Genomic DNA, 15,825 nt, shown 5'->3' with positions numbered 1-15,825 from the left:
TTTACGAGATAATTGCCTAATACCAATTATCTCGTAAACCCGCCCCCACCCTTGCCCGAAAGTCCACCAAAGGTTGAAACGAACGGCCCAACCGCATCGCAGATATCTATCAAAAATCCCGTTCTTAATATTTCAGTCTAATCACACTTGCTATTGAAGTGTTTTTGTGTTATATCATCCACCTCGCGATGGCTCATCCGTAATATTACTTAATAAAATTCCCCATCTTTATCAAAACTTTAATTAAAAAAGTCTTTATAAAGAAAACTTTATATAGATTTTTAGAAAAAACAGTTATTGTTACTACAACCTTCAGAAAGTGTTTCGGGCGTAAGTCCCGAAACAGGTGAATCATTGTCTTTTTTTAGTTATTAGTAGGTGCAGTATGCCAAATTTAAATAATCAAGTTTCACCAAGTGCGATCGCCTTTATAGATCCGAAAGTAGAAAATTATCAAAGTTTAGTCGCTGGGGTAAAACCGGGTACAGAAGTAGTCGTTTTGGATGGGAACCGGGATGCGATCGACCAAATTACTCAAATTTTAGCTCTTCGTACCCATATTGACAGCATTCACATCGTTTCTCACGGTGCTCCGGGTAGCTTGCAATTGGGCGAGGGTAGCTTGAGTTTAGATGATATAGAGTGCGATCGGCATGATCTACAGCAATGGTTTTCGCCACAAACCGACTCAAGGAGCAAAAATCGACCGAATATCCTGCTGTACGGGTGCTGTGTAGCAGCAGGCGAGACAGGAAAAGCATTTGTCAAACGCTTGAGTGAGTTAACCGGGGCGTCGGTTGTAGCTTCCCAAAACCTCACGGGAAGTGTAGCCAAAGGCGGCGACTGGGAACTGGAAGTGAGAACCGGGAAAATAGAAACGCCGCTGGTATTTGAACCCGAAGTATTAGCGGGTTACGAGTACGTTTTGAACACCTTCGGTGCGGCGACAAATATTGGCGCGGGGACAAATCCCTACGGTATTGCTACGGGTGATTTTAACGTCGATGGCCAACCCGATCTAGCTGTAACAAACCAAGGATCTGACACCGTTTCTATCCTGTTAGGCAATGGCACTGGTGGCTTCGATCCTGCGCCTATTCCTACCTTGGCGGTGTCAAGTCCCACATCGATCGCGATCGGCAACTTTAACAGTGATTCTTTCCCCGACTTAGCAGTAGTAGGTAGCGGCACTGGCGGCGCCCTCTCAATTTTCTTAGGAAATGTTACGGGCGGTTTTGGCAGCCCGACTCCATATCCTACAGGAGTATCCCCTATCTCGGTTGCAGTTGGGAAGTTTAACGACGACAACTTTTCAGACGTAGCAGTAGTCAATGCAAGCCCTGGCAGTACCTCTGGTACTGTCACAATTTTGCTGGCAAATAGCAGTGGCAGCGGGGCATTAAATTTCAACACCAACTTGAGCGCGCAGTCCATTCCCGGTTTCATGACAGTGGGGGACTTTAACGGAGATACTTTTTCCGATTTAGCTGTACCGAACAGTTTCTCTAACACCATTTCTATTTTTTTAGCGAATGGCACTGGCGACTTTGCTGCAGCTACTAATTTTGCAGCAGGGACAAATCCAAATTCGATCGCCAATGGGGACTTTAACGGAGACACTTTCCTCGACTTAGCCGTAGTTAACGGTGGCTCTAACAGTGTGTCAATTCGATTAGGAAATGGCACAGGCGGCTTTGGCGCAGCCACTGATGTTAGCGCAGGGACAGGGCTGCAAGGCATTGTTGCGAATGACTTTAGCGGAGATGGCAGACTTGACTTAGCAGTAACAGGAACCAGCGGCGCTGCAATTTTAGTAGGAAACGGTACTGGCGGCTTTAGTGCTCCCATTAACTTTGCTGCGGGGACAAGTCCAAGTTCCCTTATTTCAGGCAACTTTAATGCTGACACTCTCCCGGATTTGGCCGTAGCGAACAATGGTTCAGACAACGTTTCGGTGCTGCTAAATACACCCAATACAGTGAATTTTGGTACTGCAACTTACAGCGACACAGAAGGAACAACAGACACAGTAGTTAGTATTCCCGTCACTCTCAGTGGCGGCACTCCCTTCACCGATGTAACTGTACCCATTGTCATCGACCCCAGCAGCACAGCCACCGAGAATTTAGACTACAACTTTTCCCCTACCTCGATTATATTCCCCGCTGGTGCAACAGGTTCCGCACTCACCCAAAATATTGCAGTTACTATCAAACCAGACAATCTCCCTGAAAACGCCGAAACCGCAATTCTTAACTTGGGAACAATCACCGGAGGCATTGCAGGTACAACCAAACAAACAACATTAAATATTGCAGCCAACGGTACTGTTTCTTATGCCATCGCCGCCGCTACTGCTAGCATTCTTGAAGGCAATAGCGGCACAACTCCTCTGACTTTCACCGCGACTCGCAGTGGCAACACAGGCGGGGCAAGTAGCGTCAATTATACGATCGCCGGCACAGCTACAAACGTCAGCGATTACAACAACATCGGTGGCACTTCAGGGGCAACTACCCCTACCGGCACAATTAATTTTGCCGCTGATGAAACATCCAAAACCATTACTCTGGATGTATTAGGCGACACCCTAGCTGAACCCGACGAAACCATTGCCGTCACCCTTTCAAGTCCCACAAGCCCAGGCGTAACACCGACAATTACCACTGCTACCGCTAGCACAACGATTACTAATGATGACAAAGCTGGCTTTACTATTAACCCAACAGCATTAACTACAAGTGAAGTCGGTGGCACTGCTACCTTCACAGTCAAACTCAACTCTCAACCAACTGCTGACGTTACTTTCGGTTTGAGGAGTGACAATCTTGCAGAAGGAATCGTTTCAACTAATAGCTTAACATTCACTTCTGCTAACTACGATCAACCGCAACCAATAACAATCAGTGGTGTTGACGATTTAGTAGCTGATGGCCCTATACCTTACAAAATTGTCACGGCTGCTGCTGTAAGCACCGATCCTAATTACAATAACCTCGATCCTGATGATGTCACCGTGACCAACAGTGACAATGAAACTCCGGGAATTACGGTGAATCCGACGGCGGGATTAACTACAGGTGAAGATGGCACTAAGGCTAACTTTACTGTGGTTCTAAATACTCAGCCGACTGCTGATGTGACTATCGGTTTGACCAGTGATAATGTTGCCGAAGGAACAGTTTCGACTAATAGCTTAACTTTCACTCCGGCTAACTGGGATACACCCCAGCCGGTGACAGTAACAGGGGTTAACGATAGCATGGGTGACGGCGATATTGACTACAAGATTATCACGGCGGCTACTGTTAGTACAGATCCGATTTACAACAACAAAGATGTAACGGATGTTAGCCTCAGCAATAAGGACGATGATACGGCTGGTATTTCTATTACTCCCACGGCAACAACTGCGACAGAAGGCGGGGCGACGGGCAGTTATGCCTTCAAATTAACCTCGCAGCCGATCGCCCCTGTTACCATTAACTTTAATGCCGGAAGTGAAATAAATGCGATCGCCCCTGTTATCTTTGATAGCACGAATTGGAATGTTGCCAAAACAGTCACAGTTATTGCTACCGACGATAGCAAAGCCGAAGGCACGCACAGCGGTACGATCACTCACACTGTTACCAGTACCGACACTAAGTATAGCGCTCAGACCATTGCGGATGTAAATGTAGCGATTACCGACAACGACACAGTAGGTGTCAGCATTACACCTACGAGCACGAGTGCTACTGAAGGCGGGGCGAATGGCAGTTATGGGATCAAGTTAACGTCGCAGCCTTCCGCCCCTGTTACCATTACTCTCACAACAGGTAATCAGATTGAGGCGATCGCGCCTATCACTTTCACTACCCTTAATTGGGATAGTGTTCAAACCGTTACGGTGAAAGCTGTTGATGATACGGTTGTCGAAGGAGTTCACAGCGGTACTATTACTCACAGTGTGAGCGGCGGTGATGCTAAGTATAATGTGGTTGTGGTGCCAGGGGTGACAGTTGCGATTACGGATAACGATGTAGCACCACCGCCACCGCCGCCGACACCGACACCGACGCCGACACCGACAACTGGCACTCCAACTCCGACGCCGACACTACCAGTGCCAACGCCGACGCCGACAACTGGTACTCCAACTCCGACACCGACACCACCAGTGCCAACGCCGACGCCGACGCCGACAACTGGTACTCCGACGCCGACGCCGACAACGGGCACTCCAACTCCGACGCCGACAACGGGCACTCCAACTCCGACGCCGACAACGGGCACTCCAACTCCGACGCCGACAACGGGTACTCCAACGCCGACGCCGACAACGGGCACTCCAACTCCGACGCCGACAACTGGTACTCCAACTCCGACGCCGACAACTGGTACTCCGACGCCAACGCCGGCAACTGGTACTCCAACTCCGACACCGGCAACTGGTACTCCAACTCCGACACCGGCAACTGGTACTCCGACACCAACGCCGACAACTGGTACTCCGACACCAACGCCGACAACTGGTACTCCAACACCAACGCCGACAACTGGTACTCCAACACCAACGCCGACAACTGGTACTCCAACACCGACGCCGACAACTGGTACTCCAACACCGACACCCACGCCAATACTTGGAAGTCCCGGCATTGTTATTAGTCCGGCATCGGGATTAGTAACTACAGAAGCAGGTGGCACAGACCAATTCACCATCAGACTCAACAGCCAACCGACTGCTGATGTGAGAATTGATCTGCGTAGCAGCAATGAGGCAGAGGGAGTAAATTCAACGGAATCGATTACCTTCAATTCTGCTAATTGGAATCAACCGCAGACTATTACAGTAACGGGTGTCAACGATCGAGTATTTGACGGCGATAAGACTTATCAGATTGTGACTGCCCCTGCTGTGAGTGCGGATAGTAACTACAACGGCATCGACGCACCGGATGCCACTGTTGTTAACAGGGATGACGAGACTGCTAGCAATGCGCGAGTCGCAGTCGATCCCTCAACTGGGGTGGAATATAAGCCAGGTGAGCTTCTGGTTAAGTTGAGACCTAATGTAAGCGATGCTGCCATCCAGAGTGTTTTTCAAATTAATGGCGAGATCGCAGCAGTCGAAGACCTAGTACCGCCAAGAAGCTTATTGATCAACTCAGTATCGGAGCCGGATGAATTGGAGCAATGGCGAGTAGTAAAGTTGGCTTCAAATGCAGATTTGCTAACGGCTCGAACTAGCTTAGCTCAAGATTCCAGGGTCGAGACCGTTGAACTTAACTATCGGGCTTTTATCAACTCAGTACCCAACGATCCACAATTCAATCAACTCTGGGGTTTGGATAATACTGGACAGACTGGTGGAACGCCAGATGCCGATATTGATGCACCGGAAGCCTGGGATATTCAAAGGGGTAGCAAAAATGTGGTAGTGGCGGTCCTTGACACCGGCGTGGACTACAAGCACCAAGACCTTGCTGCTAATATGTGGACGAACTCAGTAGAAATAACAGGCCTGGACAATATAGATGATGATAGGAACGGCTACATTGATGATGTGCGGGGTTATGACTTTTTTAACGAAGACACAGACCCGATGGATGACAATAATCATGGTACCCACGTGGCGGGAACAATCGGAGCTGTTGATAACAACAACATGGGTGTAGTGGGGGTGAGTCCAAATGTTAGTATTATGCCATTAAAGTGGATCTCAAAAGATGATACTGCGTGGATTAGCGATGCAGCCAAAGCAGTTGACTACGCCACAAAAAATGGGGCAAATGTTATTAATGCCAGCTTTCGTCTTCCTGAGTACACCCAAACAATGTTTGATGCGATCAGCGATGCCAACAAGAAGGGTATTTTGTTCGTAGCAGCAGCAGGCAATAATGGTCAATTGGACAATGATTCTTACCCACTGTACCCTGCCAGTTACGATCTCCCTAATATCATTGCGGTAGCAGCCACAACTCGCAATGACGGGTTAGCTTCGTTCTCCCACTATGGAAAAACTTCAGTAGACTTAGGGGCTCCAGGGCAGAGAATTTTTAGCACTATTCCTGGTAATCAGTACGGTTTCAATGATGGAACTTCAATGGCGGCTCCCCACGTAGCGGGAGCAGCAGCCCTGCTTTTAGCTCAAGATCCTAGCCGGACACCTGCACAGCTAAAAGATATCTTAATGAAGACTACAGACCCGCTTACTTCTCTGAATGGAAAAACGGTCAGCGGAGGGCGTTTAAATGTCTGGAAAGCCCTCAACCGTCCGCCTGTCCTCAACTACGGCCCCGATACAACCCCTTGGCATTACGAGTTCAAAACTGTAAGCAACGACCCCTCCACATTCAACTACCAATTTCCGTCGAACACTTTCACAGATCCCGATCTAGGTGACACGCTTACCTACACAGCAACTCTTGAAAATGGCGATCCTTTACCTGATTGGCTCATTTTCGATCCAGATACTCGCACTTTCAATGGCACAAATTCTCAACCTCAAGATTTCAATATTAAGTTAACAGCAACAGACAGAGCCGGTGCAACTGCCAGCGATACGATCAGACTGATTATGAATGACAGCAGCTTTGGAGGTACTGTCATTGACGGTTACATAGACGGTGCAACTGTGTTCTTAGATGCCAACAAAAACGGCATCAAAGACACCAACGAACCATCCACCACAACCGATTCAGGCGGTAAATTCAATCTCAACATCCCCTTCGAGACATTCGACACCAACAACAACGGAGAAATCGACCCAGAAGAAGGGCATTTAGTAGCCATAGGAGGCATTGACACCGCCACCGGCTTACCCCTAGAAACACCAGTCACCGCACCCCCAGATGCTAGTGTAGTCACCCTCCTAACCACCTTAATCGCCGACTTAACCGACAAAGGAATTGAACCAGAAGAAGCCCAATCTTTAGTCAAAGCTGCCCTTTCTCTCCCCGCTGAAGTTGACCTAACTAGCTTAGATCCTATCTTAGCAACCAACAACAACCAACCAGGGGGAGTCCAAGTCTTAGCAGAAATGGTGAAAGTCCAAAACTTCATCACTCAAACTAGCGGTTTGATTGACGGTGCTTCCAGTGCAGTCAATACCGATATTGTCAAGGCTGTTGTCAGTTCAATTACCAATCAAATTCAATCCGGTACAGTCTTAAACCTCAGCAATGCAGCAGCCTTAGAACCAATCATTCAGCAAGCAGCCGCGAAAATCCAGCAAATAGACCCCAGTTTCAACACTCAACAAGTCAGCCAAATTACATCGCAATCCGCGACAGTAATGGCAACAGCCAATCAGCGCATTGATGCGGCTGTCTCCAACCCAACAGGAACATCAATTCCTGAATCACTTGCCCGCCTCCAACAAGTAGCCTTGGGCCCAACTACTCAAGACTTCAAAGAAGTTGGTACCGGAAATAAACCTATTTCCCAGCTAGTTGCTGACAACACTGGTACTGCTTTAGATAGCAGAATTGAAGCTGTAGTATTGCCGACTGGGATTGCAACTCCTGTTGTCAGCGGCGATGCTGATTTGGGCAGCAATTCTCCGGATGCAATTCTCGGTACAAATGGCGACGATATCCTGACTGGCGACAGCGCGAATAATGTGTTGATGGGGATGAGGGGCAATGATTCCCTCGATGGAGTTCTGGGGAATGACACTATTTTCGGTGGCAAAGGTAGCGATACAATCCTCGGAAGTAGCGGTGATGATATCTTATTTGGCAACCGTGGTGCTGACATTTTGAACGGCGATGATGGCAATGATATGCTTTACGGAGGTAAGGGCGATGATTTACTGGCGGGTGGTTTGGGAATGGATAGTTTGATAGGAGGAATGGGAGTAGATAAGTTCCTACTCTCTACCAATTCCGGTACTGATACGATTACTGATTTTGAAGTCGGTAAGGACTTGTTAGTATTGGGTAACGGGTTGAGTTTCTCGCAATTGGCGATTGCTCAAGATAGCGGTGCAACTTTAATCCGGTTTGCACAAACAGGGGAGATTTTAGCTTCTCTAGCCGGAGTTTCTGCTAACAGTATTAGTGCTGCTAATTTCGGATTGATTTAAAGGTTCGTAATGAGGACTTTAGTCCTTATTATTCTTCAGTCTCTTAGAGACGGACTTCGTTTCTATATATGCGGTTTCAACCGCTGACTATCAAGGCCTTGATCCCCCCTAACCCCCCTTAAAAAGGGGAGTAGGGGGTGGGACAAGAATCTTCTCAAAGTCCCCCTTCTTAAGGGGGATTTAGGGGGATCTGGCCTCGGCGGTAAACGAGAGATAAAGAGGGTTTTAGACTTAAGTTGACACCAATAGCCTAAACCGTATTACTTACAAATCAGCAGCGCTGATATCGCATTCCTGGTAACTGCGAAACTAATCCCAACAATTCCAACTGCAAAAGTATACTAGAAACTGTGCCCGCTTCTAATCCCGCTGCTTCTACAATTACATCAAAAGAAATCGGCCCAGATTCGATCGCACTTAACACCTTAGCCAATTCCGGCTCCAACGGCGGCCCTTGCTTCTCAACCGTCGGATTTGGAGGAAATAGCGACAACTGCTCGGCTCTATCCAATTTTGGCATAGCTCCGAGCATTTCCAACAACCTGTCTTCGCTTAACAGCCGATCGCTACTCGGCAGAATCGGATGAGCACCTTTACTCAGCAACTCCAAACAACCAAAAGAACGCTCATCATCCAATCTGCCCGTCAAAACATACACATCCCGGCAAAAATCATTGGCTTGATAAGCAGTAATTAAAGCACCCGATTTATGCGGAGCTTCTATCACGATTGTAGCGCGACTTAAGCCAGCAATTATGCGATTTCGGCGCGGAAAATTAGTTCTATTCGGTTGAGTCCCCGCCGGATATTCGCTAATTACCAATCCCTGCTGCAAAATGCGATCGCACAACCTCTCATTTTGTTTAGGATATACAATATCTACTCCCGTCCCCACTACTGCGAAAGTCCTTCCTCCCGCCTCCAAACAGCCTGTATGAGCCTCTGTATCAATGCCCGCTGCCAATCCCGAAACCACAGTAAAACCGCTTTTAGCCAAAGCCGTACTAATTTTGCGACTCCACCTTCTGCCGTATTCCGAAGGGCTGCGAGTACCAACAATTGCCACCGTCGGCGTAATTCCGTGATTCTCTTTGCGATCGACATTACCACGATAATACAACACTGGTGGCGGATTGGGAATTTCCAATAATAAGCGAGGGTAATCTGAATCTGCAGGCGTCCAAAAACAGGGATTTTTTATAAGATGTTTTTCGATAAATTCTTCGGGATTGAGTTTAGTGCGTTCTTGCACAACGGTTTCAATTATCTGCTTGCCGAACCCTTCGATTCGCATTAAATCTACTGGTTTTGCCGCCCAAGCTTCTGCCAAACTCTTAAAATTTTGGTGCAATCTTTGCAACAAAATCGGCCCGATACCGTTAATTTGCGACCATGCTAACCAGTAAGCGCGTTCTTCTAGCAACGAGTTACCCTCAACTTATCTGAGAATAATTTTATCATCTTCGGTGGAATGAATATAGTAGGGAAACGGCATTGCCATTTCCTGTATTCCTTGGCTAGGGAAATGGCACTACCGTGGCCTGTATTTTCACAGATATCCGGGTAAAGAAAGGGCACTGCTGTGTTCTGTATTTCCACAGATTTAAAAGTGTTATATATTTTTTTTGCGAACCGCGAAGGCGCTAATAAAGCGAAGAGAATTAAGAGGGAAGTTGACAATTACTGGCTAGGTTTTCCAATCAACGAAACGGGCGTAAATATAAGCAATAATTTCTCCGATCACAGTCCGAAAACCTTCGCTCGATTTCCACCATTCATGTGAGTTGTAATCTTGCGGTTCCGCCGCTATAATCCCGACTTTAATGTCAGGATTCAACACTTCTTTAAATACAATCCAACTTCTGCGGGCGTGAGGGCCAAAGGAATAAAGATTAATTGAGTCAACTTTTATGGCAGAAGCAGCCAGCCAATCGCGAAGTGCGATCGCAGAAGCAGCAGTACGGTGTTTCACAACACTCGCTGCTGGTACTGCTACTACTTTGTTTTTATCAAATCCTAGCGCAATACAAGTCGCGGCAGTTAGTGTGGCATAATTTTTATATTCAGCAAGATAGTAGCCTTTACTTAAAGGAACTCCTGTGGTAATTAATTGGCGGTATTCGCCTTTTTTGAATTCGGCGATCGCACTTTCGATCGCATAATCGGGCAACCAGCCTTCGACAACCAATATATCTGCTTTAATCGGCGCATTTACCGCCAAAAACGGATGGATATTTGTGAGAATTAAGATCATTGCAATTATTAATCCCATCAGAGCAATTACCCAACCTTCCTTGGTAACTGCCCACATTTCTCGGCGGCGGATTAGAGGAATTCTCATTTTAACTCGATCTAGATGTTTTCGGGTATGGAGGCAGATTCGGCGAGACTGGGGAAGAGGGAAATACTGGGAAAGTGATAGAATTTCCCAATGCCCAATGCCCCATTTCCAATGCCCCATTCCCAAATTATTGGTGTTTCAGATACTCAAAAACGCTTTTATCCCCGATATCCTGCGGCATTGGTTGAAAAAACTTGCGTACAGCAAAGATGATAAACAAAGCCGCCCAAATAGCCAGCAAAAATTGTTCATTTTCGGCTGACAAAAAACCGAAAATATGTCCTAAAATTAACAGAGGAACTCCCGGAGTCAAAAACTTAGTTTCGAGGCGATTAAAGCAGAATGCTTCCTTAAAATAAATGCCATTTAATGCGGCAAAAGTAAAGCCAATTCCCCACAAAGTGGCGGGATGTTCGTACACTGCTAAAGCTAGAGGTTGGCTACTTTGTAGGGCGACAAACAATGCTGCCGCGCCGCCGATCGCCCAAAACGCCTGTAGTGTTCGGTGTAGCGCAATCATGTAAATGTGAATAGTTGCCAAGCTGACGCCTAAAGCTATCCAGAAACAAGCAAAAACAGGCGTTACAGCTTGGATTGCAATCGGGTTGTCGCCCTGTTGTAGCACCAGAGTAGCGCCGATCGCAAAACACAGCGCCGCCACCCCCAATCCAGCGCGGTAAATCAACACTCCCGTGCGATCGTTTTGAGTAATCGTAAATTCGCCGAATTGTCCTTGATAGACTGGCGATTCATCAGGTGATTTCAGTAGTTGCATTACAGCTTCCTCCTATCAGACACGAATGTACTTCTGCCAAGATATACTTTATTGATAAACCGATCCAGCGAGACCGAGCGATGCCTAAATTTAACAAGCCTAAACTTAACCAGCCTAAAGTTAACAAGTCTAAAGTTAACAAGTCTAAAGTGGACGATCGCCCCGATCAAAGCAAATCCCTTTCTTCACAATCCGAACTTCCTCCAGTTCAGCTTGATGAAACCATTGTAGCAGGCAGAAGACCGAAACCGGTCAACGACTTTCAGAGCCTGCTGGAGGAATTATCCGAATTGAGAGCGGGGTTCGATCCAGAAACGTTAGCGCATCTCGATAAAAATATGCCATTTAATAACAAGCAATTTGAAACTAAAATCAGTAAGATTTTGGGTTCTAAAAATATTGATTGTACTCTAAAAAATACAGTCAAATATCTAGACTACATCAAGCAAAATATTCAACTTCCCTGCCACGTTACTGGCATAGAAGAGTTTGAATGGGAAGAAGAATATACAATGGGTTCCGGCCGCAAAAAAGAATATGCACGGCTCAAAAAAACTCAACCTTCTTATACTGATAGATTCACAATTAATCGGTTGGAGGATTTGGTGGTTCAGGAAGAAGGCATATTTGTGGAAGTGCAGCGCGTCAGCGATCGCCAAAAGTTTATGTTGCCTTTATTCGAGTTAGAGTCAGTTGATGTAATCTCCCGCAACAATCAGTTATTAGATGATTATGCCGTGTGGTTTATCAATTATTAAGGAAGAGTGGAAAAGTGGAAGAGTGGGGGATGGGAAGAGAGGAAGAGTGGGAGAAGGGGAGAGTGAGGATGGAAAAAATCTTCCTTCTTCCTTCTTCCTGACATCCGTTACAGAATCCGTTGCCGAACTTCCTTCTTCCTTCTCCCTGACATCCGGTACATCCGTTACATCCGTTACAGAATCCGTTGCCGAACTTCCTTCTTCCTTCTTAATTAAATTGAAGCTGGCAAGTGCGATCGCGAAACCAAAGCCAAAGCTTCAACCAAACTGCGAACAGCCGCAATCATCGCCACTTCGCTGTTAAGTTGGCTGACAGCAGAACCGACACCAACACCCGCAGCACCGGCTCCAATAGCGAGGGGTGCGGTGACGCTGGAGATACCGGAAGCGCAGAGTACGGGGACGGATACGGCGCGGGAAATTTCAAAGGCTGCAGCCAAAGTAGGCGCTGCTTTTTCAATCAATCCCAATGTGCCAGCGTGAATTGGTTGGGCGCTGGTGCCACCTTCGGTTTGGATGATGTTAGCGCCAGCTTTGACTAATTCAATTGCTAACTGCACTTGTTTGTCGAGTGCCAAAATGTGGGGAACTGTTACAGAAAGAGTGATGTTTGGAAACAGCGATCGAGTTTCGCGAGTCAATTGCAAAACTTCCTCAGCTTCAAAGCGGCGGCCTACTGCGTAGAAAGCATCAAAGTTACCAATTTCAATCAAATCAGCGCCAGCTTCTACCGCAGGCACAAACTTTTCCGGTTCCACAGCAGATACACAAATTGGCAAATTTGTCAACTGTTTTGCCATCAATACCAAATCGCGATCGGCAGCAATATCGACAAAGGAAGCACCGCCGAGATCCGCTGCTTTGACGACAGCCGCAACATTCGCCGCATCAAAATTATTTAAACCGCTGATAATTTTCAGGGCGCGACCTTGCTCAAAAGCGCGCTGCAATTTAGAATTTACACTCATCGTTAGTTTTCCAACTCAAAAAATTTCTTAGACTCATTTTGACACGGATTAGAACAATTTTTGATTTTTAATTCTTAATTTTTAATTACTACGCGGCTGGCGAAATTTGTAAACATCTTTGATAACTTGTGCCCAGCCGTCCGAGAGAGATTCGAGAATACGAGCTCCCTTTTCTTTCGTCGCCACCGTCGCATCGCCCAACACACCACTTTCAGTCAACTCTCGCGTCAGCCAAGCAAAAGGCAAATTTCCTTCCATACTCAGCAAACTGTCTCTTGGTAAACCCTGCGGATATTCTGTAACAGCCAGTTCCATTTTTACCTGCGATGGCAAAATTGCCAACATCAAACTCGTTTCTGCATCACCAGCGTGAATCCCAAACTCCAACTCCTTCGCAGTTAATAATTCAGCAGCCACATTAGGAACGCGCCAAACAAACAGCGGAAAAACTGAGAAATCTTGATATTTTTGATGAATATCCCGCGCCGCAATTTCCATTATCTGTGGCTGTCCGCCGTGGCCATTCATTAACACTAATTTACGAAATCCAGCCTGATAAATACTGTCTGCAATTTCACTGATGACTGCTAAAAGTGTCTGAGCACTGAGCATAATGGTACCGGGAAAATGGCAGTGTTCGTTCGACTTGCCATAGTACAAAGGTGGCAAAGCATAGGCGGGAATATTTGCCTCTAACTTTGCCAGGGCTTTGCCTGTCACCGCTGTGCTAATTGCCACATCTACAATTAAAGGCAAATGGGGGCCGTGCTGTTCGATCGCACCTAGCGGCAGAATTATCACAGTATTTTCCTTATCCAGCATAGACTGAATTTCTGTCCAAGTTAGATAGGGAAAAAAGCGCGATTCTGGAATAAAATTGTGCATATTACGATTCTACAAGCTCAAGGGCAAAAGTTATGAACACATTTGAGCGCCTAAAGATCGAGGGGTTTCGCCGTTTGTTTTCGGCAGAGGTGGAAATGCGACCTCTGACAGTGATGATTGGTGCTAACGGTGTTGGGAAAAGTTCTTTCTTAGAAATATTCTCACTTTTAGCAGCATCAGCCAACGGTCAGTTACAGTCCAAAATTTCAGAGTTGAGCGGTCTAAATCAGATGGTAACATTAGACCGGGCTGATAGCGTGTCAATCTCCTTATCAATGCCTATAGAGAATCAGGAACCCCTTAAATATTCTCTGAAACTTGCAACCAAAGGTCCATTCTATGAAATTGGTTCAGAAACTCTAACCCAACGGCGCGATCTTAATGCTTCTCAACCTTTTAAGTATATTGAATCTCGCGGTTTAGATGTCAAATATTACAGTCCAGACGATGAAAAGCTACTACGTCCAAACTGGCAGTACAATCCTTTTGAAAGCTCACTCGCTCAGGTTCCTAAGATGTATCGGGAACCTGAAACATTGAGGCAGCACTTAGCTTCATGTAGCTTTTATAAGGCTTGGGAGTTGAATCTTTCTCCTCAAAGTCCTATACGTTTACCTCAATCTATGCGGCCTGCAACTTTGCCCGGTACCAAGGGAGAAGATTTAGTTTCATGCCTCTATTACCTGCGAGAAACAGATCCAAATCGATTTGAAATTATCCAAGATACGCTTGCTGCGGCCTTTCCTAATTTTGAACGATTAAGCTTTCCGCCAGTAGCAGCCGGAACTTTAGCAATGACTTGGAAGGAGCGAAATTTTTCTGATCCTTTTTATATGCACCAACTATCCGAGGGAACGCTGCGATTTCTCTGGTTAATCACCTTACTGCAAAGTCGAGATTTGACCGCTGTCACGCTGATTGATGAGCCGGAAGTTAGTTTACATCCAGAGTTGTTACAACAACTAGCTCATGCTATGAGAGAAGCTTCTCAAAAAACTCAACTAATTGTAGCAACTCATTCAGATAGACTGATCGGATTTTTAGAGCCTAAAGAGGTGCTTGTCTGCAATACTGAAGATGGATTAACAACTCTAACTTGGGCTGACTCTATAGAATTAGAACACTGGTTAAAAGATTATAGCTTGGATCAGCTTTGGGCAATGAATATCATTGGAGGCAGACCGTGAAGATTGCCATAATAGTAGAAGGAAAAACAGAAACAGCTTTTATGCCTATATTGCGAAAATTTTTGGAATCGCGTTTGCAGCAAATGCCAAAACTCGATACTAAACCTCAACACGGTCGCATTCCTAAAGAAGACAAGCTAAAGCGTGTAGTTGAAAATTTTTTAGGAAAAGATGGTTATGATGCTGTAATTGCATTAACAGATGTTTATACAGGAACTAAAGATTTTAAAGATGCAGGAGACGCTAAGGCTCAAATGAAAAAATGGGTGGGGGAAAATCCTAAATTTTATCCCCATGCAGCTTCCCATGACTTTGAAGCTTGGCTGTTACCTTTTTGGTCAAAAATTCAGCAAATATCAGGAGGCAATAGAGCCATTCCTAGCGGTTCTCCTGAACTGGTCAATCACAATAATCCACCTTCTTATCGGATTAAAGAAATATTTGAACAGGGAAAACGTCGCAGTTATGATAAAGCACGGGATGCCAAAAGAATATTAGAGGGACAAAATCTCATGGAGGCTGCCGCAGTCTGTCCAGAATTAAAGGCTTTTCTGAATACTATTTTATCTCTTTGTGGGGGCGAATTGATTCCTTGACCCCGCCCAAAAACGGATACGAACCCGCGATTCCTGTTGTGGAAAAAGCGAGATTTTAGACCAAGCTCTGGCGCGGGTTTCACACCTTGCTCGCTATATTTATATACTGTGCTGTGCGGTCACGCAAGCAGTCCTAAACAACGCTTTTTACTTTCCCAAGAGTTCCTCCTATCATCAAGCGTGCAAGCTTTCACTCTTCGTGCGAGCATCCCATCGCTAAAAATATATAAAGCGATGGGGA

General features: G+C 46.1%; 9 protein-coding genes. 4 read left to right on the top strand and 5 right to left on the bottom strand.

Going from position 1 to position 15,825, the window contains the following annotated elements:
* Positions 1-385 precede the first annotated feature (385 nt).
* Positions 386-8,074: a S8 family serine peptidase gene (locus QUA36_RS15785; protein ID WP_333458331.1), complete on the top strand. Its 7,689-nt coding sequence runs from the start codon at positions 386-388 to the stop codon at positions 8,072-8,074.
* Positions 8,075-8,345: 271 nt separating this feature from the next.
* On the opposite strand, the gene dprA is transcribed toward QUA36_RS15785, so the two are convergent.
* The 3 genes from dprA to QUA36_RS15770 form a co-directional block, all read right to left on the bottom strand.
* Positions 8,346-9,497: a DNA-processing protein DprA gene (dprA, locus tag QUA36_RS15780; RefSeq protein WP_333458330.1), complete on the bottom strand. Its 1,152-nt coding sequence runs from the start codon at positions 9,495-9,497 to the stop codon at positions 8,346-8,348.
* 264 nt (positions 9,498-9,761) lie between these two features.
* Complete coding sequence (locus QUA36_RS15775) at positions 9,762-10,415, bottom strand: YdcF family protein (RefSeq protein ID WP_333458329.1); 654 nt, start codon at positions 10,413-10,415, stop codon at positions 9,762-9,764.
* A 127-nt stretch (positions 10,416-10,542) separates the two neighbouring features.
* The gene (locus tag QUA36_RS15770) at positions 10,543-11,190 is read right to left on the bottom strand and encodes a DUF2301 domain-containing membrane protein (RefSeq protein WP_333458328.1); all 648 of its coding nucleotides are present in this window, start codon (positions 11,188-11,190) and stop codon (positions 10,543-10,545) included.
* A gap of 80 nt (positions 11,191-11,270) precedes the next feature.
* Here QUA36_RS15770 and QUA36_RS15765 point away from each other — a divergent pair, with 80 nt between their 5' ends.
* Complete coding sequence (locus QUA36_RS15765; RefSeq protein WP_333458327.1) at positions 11,271-11,948, top strand: calcium-binding protein; 678 nt, start codon at positions 11,271-11,273, stop codon at positions 11,946-11,948.
* A gap of 212 nt (positions 11,949-12,160) precedes the next feature.
* Here QUA36_RS15765 and QUA36_RS15760 read toward each other — a convergent pair whose 3' ends face one another.
* Both QUA36_RS15760 and QUA36_RS15755 read right to left on the bottom strand, forming a co-directional pair.
* Positions 12,161-12,916, bottom strand: a complete 756-nt coding sequence (locus tag QUA36_RS15760; protein WP_333149087.1) for a DUF561 domain-containing protein — start codon at positions 12,914-12,916, stop codon at positions 12,161-12,163.
* A gap of 81 nt (positions 12,917-12,997) precedes the next feature.
* The gene (locus QUA36_RS15755) at positions 12,998-13,801 is read right to left on the bottom strand and encodes a creatininase family protein (protein ID WP_333160933.1); all 804 of its coding nucleotides are present in this window, start codon (positions 13,799-13,801) and stop codon (positions 12,998-13,000) included.
* A 32-nt stretch (positions 13,802-13,833) separates the two neighbouring features.
* Between QUA36_RS15755 and QUA36_RS15750 the strand changes: the two genes are divergently transcribed.
* Together QUA36_RS15750 and QUA36_RS15745 are read left to right on the top strand one after the other, a co-directional pair.
* Complete coding sequence (locus QUA36_RS15750; protein WP_333458326.1) at positions 13,834-14,988, top strand: AAA family ATPase; 1,155 nt, start codon at positions 13,834-13,836, stop codon at positions 14,986-14,988.
* The gene (locus QUA36_RS15745; protein WP_333458325.1) at positions 14,955-15,584 is read left to right on the top strand and encodes a DUF4276 family protein; all 630 of its coding nucleotides are present in this window, start codon (positions 14,955-14,957) and stop codon (positions 15,582-15,584) included. The genes QUA36_RS15750 and QUA36_RS15745 overlap by 34 nt, the downstream gene beginning before the upstream one ends.
* Positions 15,585-15,825 lie beyond the last annotated feature (241 nt).

This window comes from Microcoleus sp. Pol10D4 (genome assembly GCF_036701555.1).
Taxonomy (GTDB): Bacteria; Cyanobacteriota; Cyanobacteriia; order Cyanobacteriales; family Microcoleaceae; genus Microcoleus.
This window is presented reverse-complemented; position numbering and strand designations above follow the sequence as displayed.